Genomic DNA, 23,145 nt, shown 5'->3' on the forward strand with positions numbered 1-23,145 from the left:
ATGATATGCAACATTGTGAGTCTCATTCTGTTGATTGTATTTGTTATTAAGAGCATCGTTGATTATACTCAATACTCAACATCGCTAAACTCTGCACCTTTTTATTTGTGGGTGTTAGTAAATGCTTTGTTTTTGGTAATTCCTGCAATTATTTTGTTCGTTATTGGTTTCGTTGTAAAGAAGAAACAGTAAACAATTCCAGTTTGTTTGTGCATTGATGATTATCTTGAACTTAGGAGGTGTTTAATGAAAACGGTTCTTTTACATGGGTTGGGACAAACTGCACAGGACTGGAAAGAAGTAGTCCAACAACTATCAATTTCCGATGTCGATTGCCCAGAACTTTTTTCTTCAGCAGAAGATGAAATATCATATTCGCAGATTTTGGGCGATTTAGAACAGCGGTATTCAGAAGTAAAAGAGCCGCTTCGTATCTGCGGCCTTTCGTTAGGTGCGCTTCTTGCGATTGATTTTGCTATTCGGCATGAAGAAAAAGTGGCTTCGCTGGTTTTGATTGGCGCACAATATAAAGTTCCAAGTTTACTGATAGATTTTCAAAATCTTATCTTCCGTTGTATGCCAGACAAGACTTTTGAAAGTATGGGACTATCAAAAAGCAGCACCATAAAATTGGCTCACTCTATGCGGTCATTGGATTTTACTTCTCAATTAAACAATATTCGTTGTCCAGTGACAATTTTGTGTGGCAAAAAGGATGCTGCCAATCTAAAGGCTTCTAAAAGGCTAAAAGAACTGCTACCCCAAGCCACTTTGCACATCGTTCCAAATGCAGGACATGAACTCAATAAATATGCACCAAACACGATTGCAGAGATATTAAATAACTAAAATGTAATATTCACAGTTTTACTTAGCAGGAAATCGTTTAGGTTTCCTGCTTTTCTTTTACCCAAAAACCGAAAGGAGGACAGAACACCATGCCAACCAAAGCTGAACTATATGCACAGATGGCGGAGAAGGTGACAACGCAGCTCACGGGAAGCTGGCAGGAATGGGCAGGGTTTCTCACTACTGCTTCCCGCCTTTACAAGTACCCGTTCCATGAGCAGCTGATGATCTATGCCCAGCGACCGGACGCCACCGCCTGTGCGGAGTACGATTTATGGAATGAAAAGATGGGCCGGTATGTAAGGCGCGGTTCCAAAGGGATCGCTCTGGTGGACGATTCCGGGGACAGACCTCGCCTGCGTTATGTCTTTGACATTTCCGACACCGGAACCTGTGAACATTCCCGCACTCCCTGGCTGTGGCAGCTGGAGGAGCGCCATCTGGATTCCGTGCAGGTCATGCTGGAGCGCACCTATGATGTTTCCGGTGATGACCTTGCCGGACAGCTCACTAAGGTAGCCGGAAAACTGGCTGAGGAATACTGGACGGAGCATCAGCAGGACTTCTTCTATATCGTTGACGGTTCCTTTTTGGAGGAATATGATGAGTTTAACATCGGAGTACAGTTCAAGGCAGCAGCCACCGTCAGTATCACTTATGCTTTGATGTCCCGCTGTGGACTGGAACCGGAACGCTACTTCGACCACGAAGATTTCATGGCGATCTTTGATTTCAATACTCCGGCAACCATCGGAGCGATGGGAACAGCGGTCAGCCAGATCAACCAGCAGGTGCTGCGGCAGATCGGCGTTACCGTCCGAAATGCAGAGCGCGAAGCCAACCAAGAAAGGAGCAAACAAGATGAACAATCCCATGACCTATATCCAGAACGGAGACTATCTGATTCCCGACCTGAAGCTGAGCCAGCAGCCGGAGAAACCCCTGGGCAAGTACGGCAGGATGAGGAAAACCTACCTGAAGGAACACCGTCCCATCCTCTACAACCAGATGTTGCTGAGCGAGAAGCTGTACCCGCACCTTCTGGAGATCGACGAGACCGCCCAGAGCAGACTGGAGCAGATGATGCCCCAGCTGACGAAGGAAGCGGGAGCCACCGAGGAACTGAAAGCCAGCGATCCCATGAAGTGGGTGGGGCTGATGAACACCTGCAAAGCTCAGGCCGAGGAAATCCTGATGGCGGAGCTTATCAACAGCTGACTCTAAACCTGTTCCTCTCCGAAGCGGAACAGATCCAATCCATAGATGAAGCAGAGAATGTAGCGCATACATCCTCTGCTTTTTCTTTTGCCCAAAATGACATTGACCATGTGCTGCGTTTGGGCGGCAATACAGACCGTCAAAGGGAGCGTGTGGTTGCAGCCTTTGAAAAGCAGAAAACCACCGCTGAGATTGCCGAGATACTGAAAACGCTGTACCACGGCGGCAACGGCCTTGGCAGTGTGAGCGCATGGTATGCCGATGATGGTATCCATCTTTCCCACGGGAAGTCTGCCCGTTATGACAGGTCTGCCCAGGTCATTTCCTGGGAGAGCGCCGCAGAGCGTATCGGGGAGCTTTTGGAAAGTGGTCAGTTTGCCTCCAATGTGGAGCTTGCAGAAGCGGCAGGCTATGAACGCTCCCTCCTCTCGGAAAAGCTCTGGCATCTGTATCACGATCTCAGTGAGGACGCCAGAAAAGCCGGATATTTGTCCTGTCTGTCAGAGATCAAAGGCAATGGTTTCCCGGAGGAGACCCGCCGCCTGACGGAGCAGCTGAGTGACCCGGCTTTCCGCCAGACACTCAAGGAAGAATACGCCGCCTTCTGGACTGCCTATCAGCAGGACCGTGACCTGTTGCGTTTTCACTATCACAGACCAAGGGAGATCTGGGAGAACCTGAAGGACCTTGACCTGCCCCGCAGGACCTTTTCTTCAGACCTTTCCCAAGTGCCAACCGTCCAGCACTTTATTACCGAGGATGAGATCGACGCCGCCATGACCAGCGGAAGCAGTTTCGCCGGAGGAAAAGGCCGTATCTATGCGTTCTTCATGGCAAACCATACGGATAAGGAGAAAGTGAGATTCCTCAAAGACGAGTATGGCATTGGCGGACGCTCTCATGCCTTGTCCGGTGCAACACACAGCGGCGAAGATCACGATGGGAAAGGACTGCACTATAAAAAGCAGGACTGCCCGGATGTTCACTTGAACTGGGAAAAGGTTGCCAAGCGCATTACCTCACTTGTACAGAAAGACCGCTATCTTACCGAACAGGAACAGGCGCAGTATGACAAAATCCAGTCTGAACAGGAACAGGCTGAAGAAGATGCCATTCAAGCCCAGCAGCCGGAGATGGAGGAAGAAACACCAAAGCCTACCCTTGGGGAGCAGTTTGAGCAGTATAAACCTGTGGTGACTGCCGCCATTTCTGAGGATACTGCATATCGCAATGCCTGCGGTCATTCTGACCGTGAAAATGCTGTCATCGAGGGTAATGCCGCTGTGCGCCGTGCAGTCCTTGGTTCTAAGGATATGGAGCTGATCCGACTCTATTCGGATGTGCCGGAGTTCCGTCAGCGTTTACACCGGGAAGTGATCGACGAGACCTATCCAAAGCTCCATGAGCTTCTGCGCCCTCTTTCTCAGGAAGATATTGATACTGCCCTTTGTGCATGGAACGGCAATATCGAGAGTAAACACGCTGTTGTCCGCTATATGAAAGACCATGCAAGAGAAAAAGATACCGCCGCATGGCTGGCTCAGGAATACGGCGGCAGTAACAGCAACAGCCTGTTCGTTGTCCGTGCCGGCAGCCCGGAGGAAACGCAGCTGCCCTGGCCGAAGGTACAGCGCCGGATTGCCCAGCTCATTCAGGAGGACCGGTTCTATACCGAAGAAGAACAGGACCGTTTTGACGACATCGACCCCATCGCCATCCGGGAAGCTCTGGAAGAAAGAGGGATCGTCAACGGCCAGGTGACAGACACGGAAAAACTGGACAATGCCCCGTTTATCCAACAGGTGATGTCAGATGCCGAGCAGATCGCAGATGCCGAGACAGAGCAGACTTCCAAAGTTTCCATTTCCGATGAGGAATATGACGCAGTTCGCCGCCCAATTCCGCAAAGAACCTCCTATGACCCAGCCGCCCCGGTCTATGCCGTGGGCGATACCGTGTATATCGAGGATGACGCCTATCAGATCACCGAGCTGCGGGAGGACACCGTACAGCTTCTGCCCACCGGGATGGTATATCCCATCTACCGGGCAGAGCGCAAAGAACAGTTCGAGCAGCTGCTTCGGGCAGACCGCCGCAATGCTTACTATACCGAATTTCTTCCTATTGACCCGGACAAGGCAGATCAGGACTTGCGGGATGTATTGGCTCATGGACTGATGGATGAAGCGGATAAAAAGCAGATTTTCACGCTACTGCAATCCGGCAGGAGCAACAGCGAGATCGCCTACTGGCTGAGCAGAGCCTATTCCGGTGAGATCGAGACACTGAATCTGGAGACCGGCGATATTGCCGATTACCGTACCACGGCACAGGGCATAGAACTGGAAGTCATGGATGCAGAGGAAAAGCGTCTGGCTATGCTGTATTTCCGCTGGGATGAAGTTGCGCCTTTGCTGCGCGGGATGTATGCCCGTCAGCTGGATGGCTTTGGACAGGAACAGCCCCAACCGGCTGCCGAATCCCCGACCTTCCATTCCGAGACCATGGCCGTCTATCCGGGCGATAAGAACAATCTGCCTTATGATGTGGTGGTGGAACGACTGCATATCGAGGAGCCGGAGCCACCAGCCCCTGTGACTGAGACGGAGAAAACCTTTGAGGAAGTGTTGGATGAACACCCGGTTTCCATTCAGGTCAATGGCCAGTGGCAGACCTTTCCCAATGCCAAAGCTGCCGAGGAAGCATCTTATGAGGAATACAAGGATAACCTGCGCCGCAATGCAAAAAACTTCCGCATTACAGACGAGCATTTGGGCGAAGGTGGTCCGAAAGCCAAGTTCCAGGCAAATGTCAATGCGATTCGTTTGCTGAAAGAGCTGGAATCTGCCGGACAACAGGCAAACCCCGAACAGCAGGAAGTCCTATCCCGCTATGTGGGCTGGGGCGGTCTTTCTGATGCCTTTGACCCGGAGAAACCGGCATGGGCTTCCGAGTGTGCCCAGCTGAAAGAGCTGCTGACCCGGTCGGAATACGCTGCCGCCAGAAGCTCTACCCTCAACGCCCATTACACCAGTCCTACGGTCATTCAGGCCATCTATGAAGCAGTGGGCCGTATGGGATTTGAGACCGGAAATATTTTGGAGCCATCTATGGGTGTGGGCAATTTCTTCGGTATGCTGCCGGAGGAAATGAGAAACAGCCGTCTGTACGGCGTGGAGCTGGACCCGGTTTCCGGGCGCATCGCAAAGCAGCTCTATCCCAAGGCGGACATCACAGTAGGCGGCTTTGAGACCACCGACAGGCGGGATTTCTTTGACCTTGCCATCGGCAATGTACCTTTCGGTCAGTATCAGGTCAATGACAAAGCCTACAACAAGCTGAATTTCAGTATTCACAACTACTTTTTCGCCAAAGCACTGGACCAGGTGCGTCCCGGCGGAGTGGTAGCTTTTGTAACCTCCCGCTATACTATGGACGCCAAGGATTCCACCGTGCGCCGCTATCTTGCCCAGCGTGCTGAGCTGCTGGGAGCGATCCGTCTGCCGAATGACGCGTTCAAAAAGAATGCCGGTGCCGAGGTGGTATCGGACATCATCTTCCTCCAAAAGCGGGACCGCCCGCTGGACATCGTGCCGGAATGGACCCAGATCGGACAGACGGAGGATGGGTTTGCCATCAACCGGTATTTTATCGACCACCCGGAAATGGTGCTGGGCAGACAGGAGCCGGTAAGCACTGCACATGGTATGGACTACACCGTGAACCCTATCGCGGGACTGGAGCTTTCCGACCAGCTGCATGATGCTGTGAAGTACATTCATGGCACTTATCAGGAGGCAGAGCTGCCGGAGCTGGGCGATGGCGAAGCCATTGACACCTCCATTCCTGCCGATCCTAATGTGAAGAACTATTCCTATGCCATTGTAGACGGGCAGGTGTACTACCGGGAAAACAGCCGCATGGTGCGCCCTGATCTCAACGCCACCGCCGAAGCCCGCGTGAAAGGTCTTGTGGGACTGCATGATTGTGTGCAGGAACTGATCGACCTTCAGATGGATGCAGTGGTTCCAGACAGCACCATTACCCAAAAACAGGCGGAACTGAACCGGCTCTATGACAGTTTTTCTGCCAAATACGGTCTCATCAATGACCGTGCAAACCGCCTGGCCTATGCAGATGATTCTTCCTATTACCTGCTCTGTGCGCTGGAAGTTATTGACGAGGACGGAAAGCTGGAGCGCAAGGCGGATATGTTCACCAAACGGACCATCAAGCCCCATCAGGCGGTGGCTGTGGTGGATACGGCAAGCGAAGCACTGGCGGTGTCCATCTCGGAAAAAGCCTGCGTGGATATGGACTATATGAGCCAGCTTACCGGAAAAACAAAAGAAGCACTGGCCGGAGAACTGCAAGGCGTGATCTTTCGTGTACCGGGACAGTTGGAGCAGGACGGAACGCCCCATTATGTGACTGCTGATGAATACCTCTCCGGCAATGTACGCCGCAAACTGCGTCAGGCGCAGCGGGCCGCACAGCAGGACCCGGTTTATGCAGTCAATGTGGAAGCTCTTACCGCCGCCCAGCCCAAAGACCTGGATGCGTCGGAGATTGAGGTGCGTCTGGGCGCTACCTGGATTGACAAGGAATATATCCAGCAGTTTATGTATGAGACCTTCAACACCCCGTTTTATCTCCAGCGCAGTATCGAGGTCAACTATTCGTCCTTTACCGCTGAATGGCAGATCAAGGGGAAATCTTCTGTATCCTACAACGATGTGGCAGCTTATACCACCTATGGGACCAGTCGTGCCAATGCCTACAAGATTTTAGAGGACAGCCTGAACCTGCGGGATGTCCGCATCTATGACACCATAGAGGACGCAGACGGAAAAGAGCGCCGGGTTCTGAACGCCAAGGAGACCACCCTGGCAGCTCAAAAACAGCAGGCGATCCGGGAAGCCTTTAGGGACTGGATCTGGAGAGACCCGGAGCGCCGCCAGACTTTGGTGCGCCAGTACAACGAAGAAATGAACTCTACCCGTCCCCGCGAGTATGATGGCAGCCATATCACTTTTGGGGGCATGAACCCGGCCATTACCCTGCGGGAACACCAGAAAAGCGCCATCGCCCATGTGCTGTATGGAGGAAATACCCTGTTGGCACATGAAGTAGGCGCAGGCAAAACTTTTGAGATGGTAGCTGCTTCGATGGAAGCCAAACGCCTGGGCTTGTGCCAGAAATCTCTCTTTGTGGTTCCAAACCATCTGACCGAGCAGTGGGCGTCGGAGTTTCTGCGTCTCTATCCTTCCGCCAATATCTTAGTCACCACAAAAAAGGACTTTGAGACCCATAACCGAAAGAAGTTCTGTGCTCGTATTGCGACGGGTGATTATGATGCCATTATCATGGGACACAGCCAGTTTGAGCGTATCCCCATCAGCCGGGAGCGTCAGGAACGGCTTCTCTATGAACAGATCGACGAGATCACTGAGGGGATTGCAGAGGTACAGGCCAGTGGCGGCGAGCGTTTTACCGTCAAGCAGCTGGAGCGTACCAGAAAGTCTCTGGAAACCAGACTGGAAAAGCTGCAAGCCGAGGGGCGAAAAGACGATGTGGTAACCTTCGAGCAGCTGGGTGTGGACCGTTTGTTTGTGGACGAGGCACACAACTACAAAAACCTGTTTCTATACACAAAAATGCGGAATGTGGCTGGTCTTTCCACATCGGACGCGCAGAAATCCTCCGATATGTTTGCCAAGTGCCGCTATATGGATGAGATCACCGGAAACCGTGGCGTGATTTTTGCCACCGGCACACCGGTCAGCAACTCCATGACCGAGCTTTACACCATGCAGCGTTACCTTCAGTATGAACGCCTGCAAGAACTGAACATGACCCACTTCGACTGCTGGGCCAGCCGTTTCGGAGAAACCGTCACGGCGCTGGAACTGGCCCCGGAGGGAACCGGCTATCGGGCGCGTACTCGATTCTCCAAGTTTTTCAACCTGCCAGAGCTGATGAACCTGTTCAAAGAAGTGGCGGACATCAAGACCGCCGACCAACTGAACCTGCCTACCCCGGAGGTGGAATACCACAACATCGTGGCGCAGCCTACCGAACATCAGCAGGAAATGGTCAAGACCCTTTCGGAGCGCGCATCGCTGGTACACAGCGGAACCGTTGACCCGTCCCAGGACAATATGCTCAAGATTACCTCGGATGGCCGTAAGCTGGGCCTGGACCAGAGAATCGTCAACCAGATGCTGCCGGATGAACCTGGCACAAAGGTCAATCAGTGCGTGGACAACATCATGCAGATCTGGCGGGATGGCAAAGCTGACAAGCTGACCCAACTGGTGTTCTGCGACATTTCTACACCGCAGGCAAAAGCTCCTGCAAGCAAGGCGGCAAAAACGCTGGATAATCCACTGCTTCACGCATTGGAAGGCTCTGTGCCTCTGCCGGAGCAGGAACCGGTCTTTACGGTATATGACGATATTCGTCAGAAACTCATTGCTCAGGGAATGCCTGCCGACCAGATCGCTTTTATCCATGAAGCCAATACCGAAGTGCGGAAAAAGGAGCTGTTCTCTAAGGTCCGTACCGGTCAGGTTCGTGTTCTTTTGGGCAGCACCGCCAAGATGGGCGCAGGCACCAATGTGCAGGACCGTCTGGTGGCACTTCATGACCTGGACTGTCCGTGGAGACCGGGAGACCTTGCCCAGCGCAAGGGCCGTATCGAGCGTCAGGGCAACCAGAACCCCCTTGTCCATGTGTACCGCTATGTGACCGAAGGAACCTTTGACGCATACCTCTGGCAGACGGTGGAGAATAAACAAAAATTCATCAGCCAGATCATGACTTCTAAATCGCCGGTGCGCTCCTGCGATGATGTGGATGAAACCGCCCTCAGTTTTGCAGAGATCAAGGCTTTGTGTGCCGGAGACCCCCGTATCAAAGAGCGTATGGATTTGGATGTGGAGGTATCCCGCCTAAAGCTGATGAAAGCCGACCACCAGAGCAAGCAGTATCGTCTGGAGGACCAGCTGCTCAAATACTTCCCGGAGGAGATTGAAAAGCACAAAGGCTTTATCAAGGGCTTTGAATCCGATCTGGAGGTTTTGGCAGCGCACCCGCACCCGGAGGACGGTTTTGCTGGTATGGAAATCCGCGGCGATCTGCTGACCGATAAGGAGAACGCCGGCGCAGCCCTTTTGGATGCCTGCAAGGAGGTCAAAACCTCCGATCCGGTGCAGATCGGCAGCTACCGGGGCTATGCCATATCCGTGGAATTTTCCGCATGGAAACAGGAGTATACGCTCCTGCTGAAAGGACAGATGACCCACCGGGCAACCCTTGGTACAGACCCTCGCGGAAATCTTACCCGTATCGACAATGCCCTCGCCCAAATGCCCCAGCGTCTGGAGGCGGCAAAGGCCCAGCTGGATAACCTCTATCAGCAGCAGGCTGCCGCAAAGGAGGAAGTCGGAAAGCCATTCCTTTATGAAGAAGAACTGCGAAGCAAAAATGACCGTCTGGTGGAGCTGGATACTTTGCTGAACATCGACGGAAAGGGACAGGCACACGCCGAGGCTGTTGTTGCCAAAAGCACACGGCCTTCGGTGCTGGACAGCCTGAAGCGCCCGGTGACGCCCCGCAGTATAGACAAGAAACCAAAACAGCATGAGGAGGTGCGATAACATGAATACCAATAATCTGAATACGGCCCTTTATGAAAAGATGGCCACTGAGCAGGAAAAATATAGGGACTGGTTGAAAAGCCAGCCCCCAGAAGAAATCCTGCACCACACCTATGAGTACACCGTCCGGGAGGACATCGTGATGGCGATGGAGGAGCTGGAGCTGACCGACGCACAGACCCAGGCGCTTTTGGATTCCCCCTCGCCGCTGGCTGATGTGTACCGTTATTTTGAAAAGCTGGAGACCGGCTACATGGATGTGATCCGGGACAGCATTGAAAACCGTGCCGATGATGTGTGCAGAGCCAAAGAGGAACTGCGAACAACACCGGTCTATCCCCATTCAGCTGCCTATGCGAGAGAACATGGGGAGCTGGAGCAGTACCGAGCTTCCAACAATGTAAATCGCCAATGCAAGGAGTCCATTGAAGCGGCGGTGCGGGAACATTTCGATGGAATGTATCTCAGCCACGATGCGGCAAAGGGTGTGATCGAGACCTATGGCATGGAGCGTGTGTCTATGGTTCTGTCTAACACGGTCCAGCTTCAGGACTGGGATGGGCGCTACTCCCGACGCAACAAAGAATGGGCTAAGACCATTCCTAATGATAATCCCGAAACCGTCCGTTGTGGTTATGCCTTAAACAGCCACCCTGCTGTTCTGGATGGTTTTATTGATCTGGTGCGTGAAGAACAGCAGCGCAGCCGTACCCAGAGAGAAAAGCTGGAACCGTCCCGTCCCTCAGTACGGGATAAGCTCAAACAGGAACTGCCCGCCCATAAGTCTGCCGCCCCGAAAAAACGGGAGCCGGAGCGATAACCATGGCAAAGCGCAAGCGGGATGTTCCGGTTTTGTTTTGGGTGTCAGCAGAGGAACTGGAGTTGATCCATCAAAAGATGCAGCAATACGAGACAGAGAATTTGAGCGCTTATCTGCGGAAAATGGCGCTGGATGGTTATGTGGTCAAGCTGGAACTGCCGGAGCTGAAGGAGTTGGTTTCCCTGATGCGCCGAAGCAGCAACAACTTGAATCAGCTGACCCGCAAAGTGCATGAGACCGGGCGGGTTTATAATGCTGACTTGGAGGATATATCCCAGCGGCAGGAACAACTGTGGGAGGGTGTAAAGGAAATCCTTACCCAACTCTCCAAACTTTCATAACAGGGATAGATACTCCATTTGCGGAGGGAGGAACGGCGTTTCTTCGCCGCGCCTTCCTCCGCTTTTTCTTTTTGCCCGTATCCTTGCCTTTTGGCTGTGAGACAGGGATAATGGAATCAGGAACAGGAACTGTGATTTTGGGAGGAGGCATAACAATGAGGGCATTGGTATTTTTGTTGAAACTGCTGTTGAAGATCGTGATGGTTCCGGTGATTCTGGCGCTGACCCTGTTCGTTTGGATTTGTGTGGGGATCGTCTATGTCTCCGGTCTGGTGCTGGGGCTTATCAGCATGGTGATCGCCCTGCTGGGTGTGGCGGTTCTGCTGACCTGTTCCCTGCAAAACGGCATTATCCTGCTGGTGATGGCATTCCTTATTAGTCCCTATGGTCTGCCGATGGCTGCCATCTGGCTGCTGGGCAAGGTGCAGGACTTGAAGTTTGCCATTCAGGATTTGGTTTATGGATAAAATGCGCGGTCACAAAAATGCCAGACAGTGTCTGTTAAATTGCTATATTTACTTCTGTGCTACATCCGTGTATAATAGTAGCACGAAAGGAAGTGATGGATGTGACCAAATCAGAACGGTTTGAGCAATTAGACAGACTTCTGACCGAGCATGATGGGATGCTGCAAACCGCACAGGTAATCGCCAGCGGAATTGTAAAACCCATTTTTTATGAATATGTCAAAGAGAAGAATCTTCAGCAGGTTGCTCACGGAATTTATGTCTCTGAGGACACCTGGATTGATGCGATGTTTCTGTTACATCTGCGATGTGGTCAGGCAGTATTTTCCCATGAATCAGCGCTATTTTTCCATGACTTGACAGACCGGGAACCATCTCCATACGCTATCACGGTGCGCAGAGGGTACAGCACCACTCGCTTAAAGGCAGAGGGCCTTTCTGTTTACACCATCAAACCAGAACTATATGAGGTAGGGCTGACAACTGGCCAAACACCTTTTGGGCATACGGTTCCTGTCTATGATATGGAGCGCACCATCTGCGATCTGCTCCGCAGCCGAAGCAGCATGGAAATACAGACTTTTCAAGGTGCGCTGAAGATGTATGCCAGAAGAAAGGACAAGGATCTGCGGACTTTGATGCGGTATGCCGGTATGTTCCGGGTTGAAAAAATTTTACGGCAGTATTTGGAGGTGCTTTTATGATAAAAACAGCAAGGCAGCTAAAAGATTTGATTCGCAATCTTTCCAGAGAAAAATCTGCGGATGCACAGCTTTTAATGCGAAACTATATGATGGAGCGTTTTCTGGAGAGAATTTCCCTTTCTGAATATCGTGATAAATTTATTCTGAAAGGCGGGATGCTGGTAGCGGCAATGGTTGGACTGGATGCCCGTTCCACGATGGACTTGGACGCTACTGTAAAAGGAGCCAATGTTAATGTAGAGGAGATCGAGAACCTGATTTCTGCTATTGTGAGTGTGCCGATTGATGATGGCGTCAAATTTCAGCTGAAAAGCATTTCAGAGATTATGGATGAAGCGGAGTATCCTGGGATTCGGGTCAGCATGACTACAACCTTTGACGGTGTGGTGACACCTTTGAAGATTGACATTTCCACAGGGGATGCCATTACCCCCAGGGAGGTACGCTACTCTTTCAAGCTGATGCTGGAAGATCGCTCCATTGACATTTGGGCATACAATCTGGAAACCGTTCTGGCTGAAAAGCTGGAAACAATCATCACCAGAACCACCACCAACACCCGCATGAGAGATTTCTATGACATTTATATTCTGGATCAGCTCCACGGGAACACATTGAACCGGCAGACGCTCTATGATGCACTGTTGGCAACTGCCAAAAAACGCGGAACCGAACGGCATCTTGCAGAAGCTGTGGATGTTTTGAATGAAGTGGAAAGCAGTCATGTGATGCAGAAACTTTGGGAATCTTACCGCAGGAAGTTTTCCTATGCGGCAGATCTGGAGTGGAGCATCATCATGGGGGCGGTTCGCAGTTTATACGCTCTATGTGAAAAGGGATCGAGCCTATGAAAAAACACGGTCATTATTGCAAAGTCTGCGGAGAATATAAGGCTAACGAAAAATTTTCCGGCAAAGGTCATGCGGCGCACATCTGTAAATCCTGTGCTTCTTTATCGCCGGAGAAACAAGCGGAGCAAATGACGGTAAACCGCTTACTGAATCTCCCTTGGCGGTTATCAAAGGAGCAGATTTCCTGGCTGAAAAACCGAATGAAAGATAAGCGCCCGGAAGTTCATGCACTGGCAAAAGAACAATACGAGATGAGGTTTCCTCCGAAGCGGTTAGAGGAGATCGAGGACGATTTTATAGAATAGCAAAAGCGGTCTGCACCATGCAGGCCGTTTCTTTTTTAGAAAGGAGGCCCTTCTATGGCAACCACACGCATCATGCCCCTGCATATCGGCAAGGGCCGCACCGAAAGTCAGGCAATCAGCGACATCATTGATTATGTGGCAAATCCGCAAAAGACCGACAACGGAAAACTAATTACCGGCTATGGCTGTGACAGCCGGACCGCCGATGCAGAGTTCCTTCTGGCGAAGCGGCAGTATATCTCCGCCACCGGGCGGGTGCGCGGGGTGGATGATGTGATCGCTTACCATGTGCGCCAGTCATTCAAACCCGGAGAGATCACACCGGAGGAAGCCAACCGCCTGGGCGTGGAATTTGCCAAGCGGTTCACCAAGGGCAATCACGCCTTTGTGGTCTGCACCCACATAGACAAATCGCACATCCATAATCACATCATCTGGTCGGCGGTCAATGCGGATTGTGACCGAAAATTCCGCAACTTTTGGGGCAGCACCAGAGCCGTCCGGCGCTTGAGCGATACCATCTGTATCGAGAACGGATTGTCCATTGTGGAGAATCCCAAGCCCCACGGAAAAAGCTACAACAAATGGCTGGGTGATCAGGCCAAGCCCTCCCATCGGGAACAGCTGCGAGTGATGATTGACCGTGCGCTGGAGCAAAAGCCCACTGACTTTGACGCATTGTTGAAACTGCTTACAGAAATGGGCTGTGAAGTATCCCGGCGCGGGAAAGCAATCCGGCTCAAAGCGCCCGGCTGGAAGAATGTAGCCCGCATGGATGACAAGCTGGGGGCCGGGTACAGTGAAGCAGAAATCCGTGCGGTGTTGGCCGGTGAAAAACAGCATACGCCCCGTAAAAATTCCGCCGTGCAGCCGGAGCCGCCCAAGGTCAATCTGCTGGTGGACATTCAGGCAAAATTACAAGCTGGGAAAGGCGCTGGGTATGTGCGCTGGGCCAAGGTTTTTAACCTGAAACAGATGGCGCAGACTGTAAATTTTCTCACCGAACATCAGCTGTTGGACTATGGGGAGCTGGCAGAAAAAGCGGCGGCAGCCACCGCCCACCACAACGAACTGTCGGCGCAGATCAAGGCAGCGGAAAAGCGCATGGCGGAGATTGCCGTACTGCGTACCCATATCATCAACTATGCCAAGACCCGCGAGACCTATGTAGCCTACCGCAAGGCCGGTTATTCCCGAAAATTCCGCGAGGAACATGAGCAGGAAATCTTGCTCCATCAGGCAGCCAAAAATGCCTTTGACGAGATGGGCGTGAAGAAGCTGCCCAAGGTCAAAGACCTGCAAGCCGAGTATGCAAAACTGCTGGAGGAAAAGAAGAAAACCTACGCCGAGTACCGGCACTCCCGTGAAGAAATGCGGGAACTTTTGACTGCCAAAGCCAATGTGGACCGGGTGCTGAAAATGGAGGTAGAACAGGATGTTGAAAAAGAAAAAGACCACGGCCAGCGGTGAGCCGGTCATGGTCCAAAGCGTTCGCAGAACGCGCAGCCACAGAATGAAATTCTGTGTTCAAAGGGGCTTGGGGGCGCTGCCCTCAACAAGCAAGCGGAGAGGAAAATCACGGAGGGATTTTCTTCCCTGCGGGCCTGTGTGTATTAACACAGGCATTGCTTGCCAGTATTATCCCGAATCTGGACTCGTAAAAACATGAACGGGCTATTTTCTTGAATTTCGTCCAGGCGTGTGTTATTATAAAATCAGTAAGTTATAATTAACTGATTGGAGTGAGGATAATGGGAAATGCCAGTTTCAATCAAGACTGGTACGGTATGCAGGCCAAAGTTCTGGCGCAAAGTGATGATCGTGTAGTCGTAGATTATGGTTGCAAAGGCCGGGGAATTGTAAAAAACTATAATCTGTTTGAGGGAATACAGCTTTGTTTCCTCGATTTTGAATCAGATGAGTCTATGGAAACACAAAAGTTTAATCCAGATATTATTCAGATCACGCACTGCCAGACCGGCCGGTATGAATGTGAATTTGCTAACCACACTGTATCGTATTTGCCAGAGGGCTATTTTAGCGTTGCGGCAACAGAGCATTTGCCGGTTTCCTTTTCTTTCCCTTTGGGAAAATATTACGGCGTCAGCCTCGTCATTGACCGTCAGGCGCTTTCAGATGGAACACGCCGGATGATGCAGACAATCCCTATTGACCTTGATAAAATAGGAACAACGCTGGGACTTGAAACACGGTGGTATGTCAGTGATACCCCAGCGCAATTACAGCACTTGTTTTCAGAATTATATTCTGCCGCTGAGACGGAGCCAATCGGCTATTTCAAAATTAAGGCTATTGAACTCCTGTACCACATGGATCAGCTAACGCAGATTAACGGGTGCGATTTGAAGTATTTTGATAAGAAACAGATACAGACCACAAAAGCGATACGAGAATACCTCATTTCCCATTTGGATGAAAAAGTGTCTCTGGAGCAGTTGGCAAAGGAAGCACACTTAAACCTCTCTGTTTTTCATTTGGTTTTTTCTCATATCTACGGAGACACACCCTATGCGTATCTCAAAAAATACAAAATGAATTTAGCAGCCCAGTGGCTCTCGGAAGATAAAATGAAAATCGGGGATATAGCTTTAGAACTCGGATATAGCAATGCCAGCAAATTTGCTAAAGCGTTTCAATCTGTGTATGGGATGTTACCAAAGGACTATCGAAAAAATAAATAGGAAGAACGGGCTATTTTCTGCATCATCTCAAAGGAATGGAGCGGAAAAAAATTGAGGGACTGTGTATAATGGGTTGATGTAGTTAGCTTTATCTAACTGCATCAACCCATTTTTAGGAGGTGGTGATTTGTGCTTGTTATAGACACACGAATAAAGTTGTTGTTATTCATTCTTATCAACTTTATGGTGTTCGGCTTGAAGGATTTCATTCTTGGCAGCGTGTGTTTTTTCTTTATCTGTATCCTTTCGTGCCTGATGGGGCAGAAAAAGATTGTATTGAAATACCTTATCTTTTATGTGGTGATTGCGGCCATACAGCAGCTTTGCGCCTTCCTTCCCCAGGCCATCGAAACTATTTTGTCGATCTTCACATTGTTTATTCGGGTGATGATACCCGTGGTACTCTTTGCCTCAACCTTTATCGCTACAACGAAAGTCAGCGAATTGATTGCGGCCATGTACTCGCTAAAAATTCCTCGGAGCATTACCATTACATTCGCTATGGTATTGCGCTTTTTTCCGACTTTCAGTGAGGAGATCCACAATATCTATGACGCGATGAAGTTAAGAGGCATCGCACTTTCGTGGAAAAATGTATTCACGCGCCCTGTGCTCATTCTGGAGGCAATCGCTATCCCCATTGTGATGCGCTCTGCTTCGATTGCAGAAGAATTATCTGCTTCTGCGGTGACACGAGGCATTGATAATCCGGCACAACGAACTTCGTTCATTCAGCTAAAAGTTCATGCTAAAGATTGGATGGTACTGTGCTTCTTTCTTGTTGCCTTCGTTGTGCTGTTTTTCTGCAAATACCAGATATATGGGAGGATATGATGATGATTGATATTGACCATGTATCTTTTCAATATTCCGGCGCTGAACAGGAAAATCTGCAAGATTTCAATTTGCAGATTAAAAAGGGGGAGTGTGTTGTTCTCACTGGCGAATCTGGATGTGGAAAGACTTGTGTGACCAGGTTGATAAATACGCTTATTCCCCACTTTTACGAAGGGGAACTGTCCGGGGCGGTTCTCATTGACGGAGTTGATACCCGCACGATCCAACCGCACGATTTGTCAGACAAGATAGGCTCTGTTTTCCAAAATCCGCGCAGTCAATTCTTCAGCCTGGATACGGACAGCGAGATTGTGTTTGGTATGGAAAATAAGGGTATGCCCTATCAAGTGATGCTGGATCGTTACCAACAGACTATCCGGGAATTACATATTGAAAAGTTAAAGGATCGCAACCTGTTTGACTTGTCCGGCGGGCAAAAGCAGACCATAGCCTTTGCCAGCGTTTACGCATTAAATCCTGATATTTTTGTCTTGGACGAGCCTTCCTCAAACTTGGATCCGGAGGCCATCCAAGAACTACGGCGGCTGCTTTTGCTGATTAAGGCGCAGGGAAAAACGATTGTTGTATCCGAACATCGCCTTTACTTTTTGAATGGGATTGCAGACCGCATTGTCCTTATGGAACATGGTAAGCTGAAACAATCTTGGTCCGCCCGTGATTTTGCTTTACTCAGTACCGAGCAAATCAAGGCGCTGGGACTTAGAAGCTATACGCCTGCAAGGTTAGAACTTCCAGAAACAATGCCGTCTCGAAACGATACCCCGGCTGTCGAAGTTAAAGATCTTGCGATAGGATATGAGAAAGGGAAACCCGTGGCGCAGCACCTGAATTTTCGTGTCTACCCAGGAGAAATTGTTGGTGTGGTAGGAAAAAATGGCTGCGGGAAATCAACTTTAGCCCGGACCTTATGTGGCTTGCAGAAGGAACTCCGTGGAGAAGTTCTATACCAAAACAGTATGATCCCAAGCAAACGGCGGATCAGGAAAGCATATCTTGTCATGCAGGACCCGGACTATCAACTGTTTACCGATAGCGTTTACCAGGAACTACTGCTGGCATTATCTGACCAGAAGGATAAAGACGAAAAGAGAATAGACGATATTCTGGATGAGCTGAATTTGACGATTTATAAAGAGCGGCATCCAATGTCCCTATCAGGTGGGCAAAAGCAACGCACTGCTATCGGCGTTGCGGCTCTCCGGGATGCAGAGGTACTTATTTTTGATGAGCCTACAAGCGGCTTGGACTACAAAAACATGGAGAGTGTTGCAGGAATTTTAAGTGCGCTGTCCAAAAGAGGAAAAGCCATCTTGGTGATTTCCCATGACAATGAACTACTGATGAAGATTTGTTCCCGTGTCATTCGCATGGATGAAAAGACTTCATCTTAGTTATATACCAATAATAGAAAGGGGCTATCTATATGAGTGAACAAGCAAAAGCTGTCGGCGTGTCCGACAAAATGAAGGCAAAGGACTATATTACACTGGGCATTTTTACGGTTCTGTTCTTTGCCGTAGTAATGGTGTGCATCTTTGCCTCCGCAGCTACCGTGGTGACCTTCGCGTTTGGGAGCGCCATTGCTGCAATTCCTGGAGGCATTATCTATATGCTGATGCGCGCTAAAGTGCCAAAGGCCGGGAGCGTTCTCTTGAGCGGTGTGGTGATCGGCCTGATTGAGTTCCTGATTGGCGCAGGATGGGCGGTTGCCGTCGGTTTTATTGCCGGTGCCGTAATTGCGGAGCTTCTGGCCCGTATCGGCCACTACAAGAGCTTCTGGCTGAATACCATTGGCTATTCCGTGTATATGATGTTCTTTGCGCTGGGAACCTATCTCCCTATGGTCATTATGACCGGCTATGTGGATGATATGTCTACGTCGAATGGTGTCAGCGCCGAGTATCTGACGGAGCTGCATAGCTTTATGAATGGAACAATGGTAGTCATCATTGCTGTTGTGACTTTCGTTGCAGGCATCATCGGCGCTTTGATTGCAAAAGGTGTGTTCAAAAAGCACTTCCAGAAGGCAGGCATTGTCTAAGGGCGATATAGTTGCGACTAACTCTCTGGTATCTTTGGGCTATTTTGGACAGTGGAACAGAGTTATGGAGTAGCAGGCAATTCCAAAGGTTGATAAAATGAGTGGTGAGGTTAGAAACTGCTAACCTCACCATTTTCAATTTTAAGGAGGGTTCATGCTATGTCAAACGCAAAGTCGAAACAAGCAAAACCAAAGACGGGTTTGGCGCGATGCATGGAATTGGCTTCTGACAGAAAGGGCCTTGTATTCTTAGCTGCGGTTCTTTCGTCACTGGCGGCCATTGCTTCGTTCATCCCGTACATAGCGGTCTATTTTATGATCCGCTCAATTATCGGTGTTTTCCCGAACCTTGACCAGTTGGATATGGGGATGGTCATGAATTACGGCTGGCTGGCGCTCGCCGGGATCGTGGCGAATATCCTGCTGTACTTCCTGGCTATTTTCAGTTCACACATGGCAGCGTTCGGAACGCTGTACGAGTTGAAGGTTCTCTTTGCAGACCATATTACTAAAATTCCACTTGGGTATCACCTGACGATTGGCAGCGGACGTCTGCGGAAAATCATGGATGAAAACATTGAAAGCGTAGAGGGCTTTATTGCTCACCAGTTCCCGGATTTTGTCGCTTCTATTACAGCTCCCATTGTCATGGTCATCATCCTACTGGCCGTTGACTGGCGGTTCGGTCTTGCCTCTCTGGTCGGTATCATTCTGGCGTTTGTTGCGGAGTTCATTGGCTTTGGCAGCGGCGAGATGAAGGAGAATATGGGTAAGTACCAAAAAGCCCTGGAAGAAATGAACAACGCTTCTGTGGAGTATGTTCGTGGAATGTCGGTTGTAAAGGCGTTTAACCAGACCGCATCCTCTTTCAAAAAACTCAAAGAAGCAATTACCGGATATACAGAGTGGGTCCTGAAATTTTCCCTAGGCTGGCAGAACTGTATGCCCGCCTTCACCACAATCATCAATAATGTTTATCTGATCCTTGTACCTGTCGGAATTTTAATCGGCTCCAGGTCGGATGATTTTGCTGGGTTTGCCATGACCTTCATTTTCTATCTGCTCTTTGTACCCGCAATTTCCGGTGTACTGAACAAAATCATGTATATCTCCGAATCGTTCATGCAGATTGATGGGAATGTGGCTCGGATGGATGAAATTCTGAACATCCCTGAAATGCCGGAAACATCTCATCCTAAGAAACCTGTTGGGGATGATGTTGCTTTCCACGATGTCAGCTTTTCCTACACGGGGGATGTTTCCGAGAAAGCCCTGGAAAATGTATCTTTCTCAGCAAAACAGGGACAGATCACAGCTATTGTCGGCCCGTCCGGCGGCGGCAAGAGTACGATTGCCAATCTGATTTCTCGGTTTTGGGACGTATCTTCCGGCAGCATTACCATCGGCGGCGTAGATGTGCGCGATATGGCGGAGGATGACCTGATGCGCCATGTCAGCTTTGTGTTCCAGGATATTTTCCTGTTCAAGCAGAGCATCTTGGATAATATCCGTATGGGCAATCCTTCGGCCAGTGAGGAACAAGTGATTGCGGCGGCGAAAGCGGCGCAGTGCCACGAGTTCATCTCCAATCTGCCCAACGGGTATCATACGGTGGTCGGCTCCAAAGGCATCCATCTCTCTGGCGGCGAGCGCCAGCGAATTGCCATTGCGCGGGCCATTATCAAGGACTCGCCCATCATCGTGCTGGATGAGGCAACGGCGTTCAGCGACCCGGAGAATGAATACCTGATCCAGAAAGCTTTTGAAAAGCTGATGCAGGGTAAGACAGTTATCATCATCGCACACCGCCTCTCCACGATCCGCAATGCAGATAAGATTATTGTCATGGAGAAAGGGCACCTGATCGAAGAAGGAAAACATGACGAGCTGGTGGACGCAGGCGGACGCTATGCGCAAATGTGGAACCACTATACAGAAGCGATTGGCTGGAAAATCAGCGGAAAGGCGGTGTAACTATGAGCAGATTACAAAAAGCTCTCTTTTTATCAGACAAAGGTTACGCAGATCTGAAAAAAGCAATCTTCGCCTGCACATTGACGAACTTGGCTATGCTTCTTCCGTTCTGTGTAACTGTTATGATTTTCAGTGAAATTCTGACTCCCTTTGTCAATGGCGGCTCCATTCAGTGGAACCATATCTGGATGCTGTGGGGCGCGGGTATTGTTTCGGCCATTCTGGTATTTCTGGCTGCCAAAAACGATTACCGCAAAACCTATATTGCCTCATATAAAGAGTCGAACACGACCCGGCTTCGGATTGCGGAGCATCTGCGGAAACTTCCGATGAATTTCTTTAACACCAAGGACCTTTCTGAACTGACCACAAATATGATGGCAGATTGCAGCAGCATGGAATCCCTGCTCAGCAGCACGATCCCTCCGCTGATTGCAAACGGCATCACGGTGACCCTGACCTGCATCCTGCTGGCCTTCTTTGACTGGCGGCTTGCTTTGTGCGTATTTATCACGGTTCCGATTGCCTTCCTCATTATCTGGCTCAGCCGGAACCATCAAAAGAAGCTGTTTGAAAAACAGGTTGACGCAAAGCTGGATGCTTCTGACCAGGTACAGGAATACTTGGAAGGCATGAAGATCATCAAGTCCTGCGGGCTGTCCGGTTCTCATTTCAGCGCGCTGGATAAAGCTCTGTTAGCAATGAAAAAAATCGCCATCAAAGTGGAGATGGCTGTCGGCGTGTTCATGTCCAGTGCAAGTATGATTTTGCAGGCTGGCATCGGTATCACGATTTTTGTTGGCGCTATTCTTCTAACACAAGGACAGATTGAGCTTCTTCCTCTGCTTATGTTCCTGCTGATGGTCACACGGATTTATGGACCGATCCTGGCGATCCTGGCGAACCTGTCCTCACTGCTGAATTTGAATGTGGTCACAAGTCGTATGCGTACCCTGCTCACTACCCCTGCGATGGACGGTGAAGGAAAAACGGTCCCGAACTGCGATATTGAGCTTTCCCATGTGACCTTTGCCTACAATCAGGAAGATGTCATCAAAGATGTTTCTTGTAAAATTCCCCAGGGGAGCGTGACTGCCCTTGTTGGTCCGTCCGGCTCCGGTAAAAGCACGATTTCCAAACTGATTGCCCGGTTTTGGGATGTTCAGCAGGGAAAGATCACCGTGGGCGGAAAAGACATTAAGAGTATGGAGCCGGAAAGTCTCATGTCTTATATGTCCTTCGTGTTCCAGGATGTGACCCTGTTCAATGATACGGTCATGAACAATATCCGTCTTGGCAATCCAAACGCAACGGACGATCAAGTAATTGCTGCGGCCAAAGCCGCCTATTGTGATGAATTTGTCCGGGAAATGCCGGACGGGTATCAGACGGTCCTCGGTGAGAACGGCAGCACTCTTTCCGGCGGTGAGCGCCAGCGTATTTCCATCGCCCGCGCATTGCTGAAAAATGCGCCCATTATTCTGCTTGACGAGGCAACAGCATCCCTTGACCCGGAAAATGAAGTCCTGGTTCAAAAGGCGATTGCCAAACTGGTGGAGGGTAAGACGGTCATTATGATTGCTCACCGGCTCCGTACAGTTGTAGATGCAGACCAAATCCTCGTCCTTGACAATGGACGGTTGGTAGAGCATGGAACCCACGATGAGCTGATGAAGAAGAACGGATTGTACCATAAACTGTTCCATATCCAACAGGAGAGTCTTGGTTGGGCTGTGTAAATTGTTTTAGAAGGGAGATGTTCCATGAAACTTCATGCGTCCGGGGAGGACTATCTGGAAACCATCCTTGTTCTCCATAAGAAAACGGGTATGGTGCGCTCCGTAGATGTGGCCCGGCACATGGAGGTGTCAAAACCCAGCGTGTGCCATGCAGTGGCTACCTTGCGAGACGGCGGCTTTCTCACGATGGACAGCGACTATTTCCTGCACCTGACCGATGTAGGCCGGGCAGTTGCCGAAAAAATCTACGAGCGCCATTGCTTTTTCACTGAGCAGCTTATCGCAGCGGGCGTTGACCCTGAAACTGCGGAGGCCGACGCCTGCCGGATTGAACACATCATTAGCGACGAGAGCTTTTTGCGGCTGAAGGAGGCAGCTGCACAGGAGCAAGACTAAACTGAATATGCCAAGCGATCCTGCCCCGCCAGACGGGGAAAGAAAAAAACCGTTGCAGGGCAGGTAGCTTCGTGCGCCCATAATGGATTTTCCGGGTACTGCGGCGGTTTTGAGTAACATCAAGGCCGCCGTTCCTTATGCCCTCGACAAAGGAGTGACGACTACACGCTGACACGGCGGCTTTAGGAGGGAGCCGCCGTGAAGCAAAGACCGCTTCGA

General features: G+C 50.3%; 18 protein-coding genes. 17 read left to right on the forward strand and 1 reads right to left on the reverse strand.

Annotation, left to right across the window (positions count from 1 at the left end; translation table 11 throughout):
• Positions 1-246 precede the first annotated feature (246 nt).
• Entirely contained in the window at positions 247-849 is a 603-nt protein-coding gene (locus M1L66_RS13645; RefSeq protein WP_434693573.1) for an alpha/beta fold hydrolase, read from the forward strand.
• 272 nt (positions 850-1,121) lie between these two features.
• Here M1L66_RS13645 and M1L66_RS13650 read toward each other — a convergent pair whose 3' ends face one another.
• A complete protein-coding gene (locus M1L66_RS13650; RefSeq protein ID WP_434693575.1) occupies positions 1,122-1,724 on the reverse strand; it encodes a hypothetical protein in 603 nt (200 codons plus the stop codon).
• Between M1L66_RS13650 and M1L66_RS13655 the strand changes: the two genes are divergently transcribed.
• The 16 genes from M1L66_RS13655 (at position 1,723) to M1L66_RS13730 (ending at position 22,926) form a co-directional block, all read left to right on the forward strand.
• Positions 1,723-2,067, forward strand: a complete 345-nt coding sequence (locus M1L66_RS13655) for a TnpV protein (protein ID WP_431835085.1) — start codon at positions 1,723-1,725, stop codon at positions 2,065-2,067. The two genes, M1L66_RS13650 and M1L66_RS13655, sit on opposite strands and share 2 nt — an antisense overlap.
• 1,496 nt (positions 2,068-3,563) lie before the next feature.
• Entirely contained in the window at positions 3,564-9,728 is a 6,165-nt protein-coding gene (locus M1L66_RS13660; RefSeq protein ID WP_434694248.1) for an SNF2-related protein, read from the forward strand.
• Between the two features lies 1 nt (position 9,729).
• Positions 9,730-10,548: a DUF3849 domain-containing protein gene (locus M1L66_RS13665; protein ID WP_434693577.1), complete on the forward strand. Its 819-nt coding sequence runs from the start codon at positions 9,730-9,732 to the stop codon at positions 10,546-10,548.
• A gap of 2 nt (positions 10,549-10,550) precedes the next feature.
• Complete coding sequence (locus tag M1L66_RS13670; RefSeq protein ID WP_379710070.1) at positions 10,551-10,889, forward strand: plasmid mobilization protein; 339 nt, start codon at positions 10,551-10,553, stop codon at positions 10,887-10,889.
• Positions 10,890-11,044: 155 nt separating this feature from the next.
• Positions 11,045-11,356: a CD1845 family protein gene (locus M1L66_RS13675; RefSeq protein ID WP_002576210.1), complete on the forward strand. Its 312-nt coding sequence runs from the start codon at positions 11,045-11,047 to the stop codon at positions 11,354-11,356.
• Positions 11,357-11,514: 158 nt separating this feature from the next.
• Positions 11,515-12,060, forward strand: coding sequence for a type IV toxin-antitoxin system AbiEi family antitoxin domain-containing protein (locus M1L66_RS13680; RefSeq protein WP_227097388.1), 546 nt, complete (start codon positions 11,515-11,517; stop codon positions 12,058-12,060).
• Positions 12,057-12,911, forward strand: a complete 855-nt coding sequence (locus tag M1L66_RS13685) for a nucleotidyl transferase AbiEii/AbiGii toxin family protein (protein WP_434693581.1) — start codon at positions 12,057-12,059, stop codon at positions 12,909-12,911. The genes M1L66_RS13680 and M1L66_RS13685 overlap by 4 nt, the downstream gene beginning before the upstream one ends.
• Positions 12,908-13,216: a hypothetical protein gene (locus M1L66_RS13690; RefSeq protein WP_434693584.1), complete on the forward strand. Its 309-nt coding sequence runs from the start codon at positions 12,908-12,910 to the stop codon at positions 13,214-13,216. Before M1L66_RS13685 ends, M1L66_RS13690 begins: the two co-directional genes overlap by 4 nt.
• A 54-nt stretch (positions 13,217-13,270) precedes the next feature.
• Entirely contained in the window at positions 13,271-14,686 is a 1,416-nt protein-coding gene (locus M1L66_RS13695; RefSeq protein ID WP_434693585.1) for a relaxase/mobilization nuclease domain-containing protein, read from the forward strand.
• A gap of 281 nt (positions 14,687-14,967) precedes the next feature.
• On the forward strand, positions 14,968-15,918 hold the full coding sequence (locus M1L66_RS13700; RefSeq protein ID WP_227594383.1) for a helix-turn-helix domain-containing protein: 951 nt from the start codon (positions 14,968-14,970) through the stop codon (positions 15,916-15,918).
• 129 nt (positions 15,919-16,047) lie between these two features.
• Complete coding sequence (locus M1L66_RS13705) at positions 16,048-16,752, forward strand: energy-coupling factor transporter transmembrane component T (RefSeq protein ID WP_058722591.1); 705 nt, start codon at positions 16,048-16,050, stop codon at positions 16,750-16,752.
• On the forward strand, positions 16,749-18,167 hold the full coding sequence (locus M1L66_RS13710; protein WP_434693588.1) for an ABC transporter ATP-binding protein: 1,419 nt from the start codon (positions 16,749-16,751) through the stop codon (positions 18,165-18,167). The genes M1L66_RS13705 and M1L66_RS13710 overlap by 4 nt, the downstream gene beginning before the upstream one ends.
• A gap of 32 nt (positions 18,168-18,199) precedes the next feature.
• Positions 18,200-18,817: an MptD family putative ECF transporter S component gene (locus tag M1L66_RS13715; protein ID WP_177968971.1), complete on the forward strand. Its 618-nt coding sequence runs from the start codon at positions 18,200-18,202 to the stop codon at positions 18,815-18,817.
• A 159-nt stretch (positions 18,818-18,976) separates the two neighbouring features.
• Positions 18,977-20,791, forward strand: coding sequence for an ABC transporter ATP-binding protein (locus M1L66_RS13720; RefSeq protein WP_112148967.1), 1,815 nt, complete (start codon positions 18,977-18,979; stop codon positions 20,789-20,791).
• Between the two features lie 2 nt (positions 20,792-20,793).
• The gene (locus tag M1L66_RS13725; RefSeq protein WP_102288197.1) at positions 20,794-22,530 is read left to right on the forward strand and encodes an ABC transporter ATP-binding protein; all 1,737 of its coding nucleotides are present in this window, start codon (positions 20,794-20,796) and stop codon (positions 22,528-22,530) included.
• 24 nt (positions 22,531-22,554) lie between these two features.
• Positions 22,555-22,926 carry a metal-dependent transcriptional regulator gene (locus tag M1L66_RS13730; protein ID WP_054330196.1) on the forward strand — a complete coding sequence of 124 codons (372 nt, stop codon included), beginning with the start codon at positions 22,555-22,557 and terminating at the stop codon, positions 22,924-22,926.
• The last annotated feature ends 219 nt before the right edge of the window (positions 22,927-23,145 follow it).

It is taken from the genome of Hungatella sp. SB206 (genome assembly GCF_051132295.1).
GTDB lineage: Bacteria > Bacillota > Clostridia > Lachnospirales > Lachnospiraceae > Hungatella > Hungatella effluvii.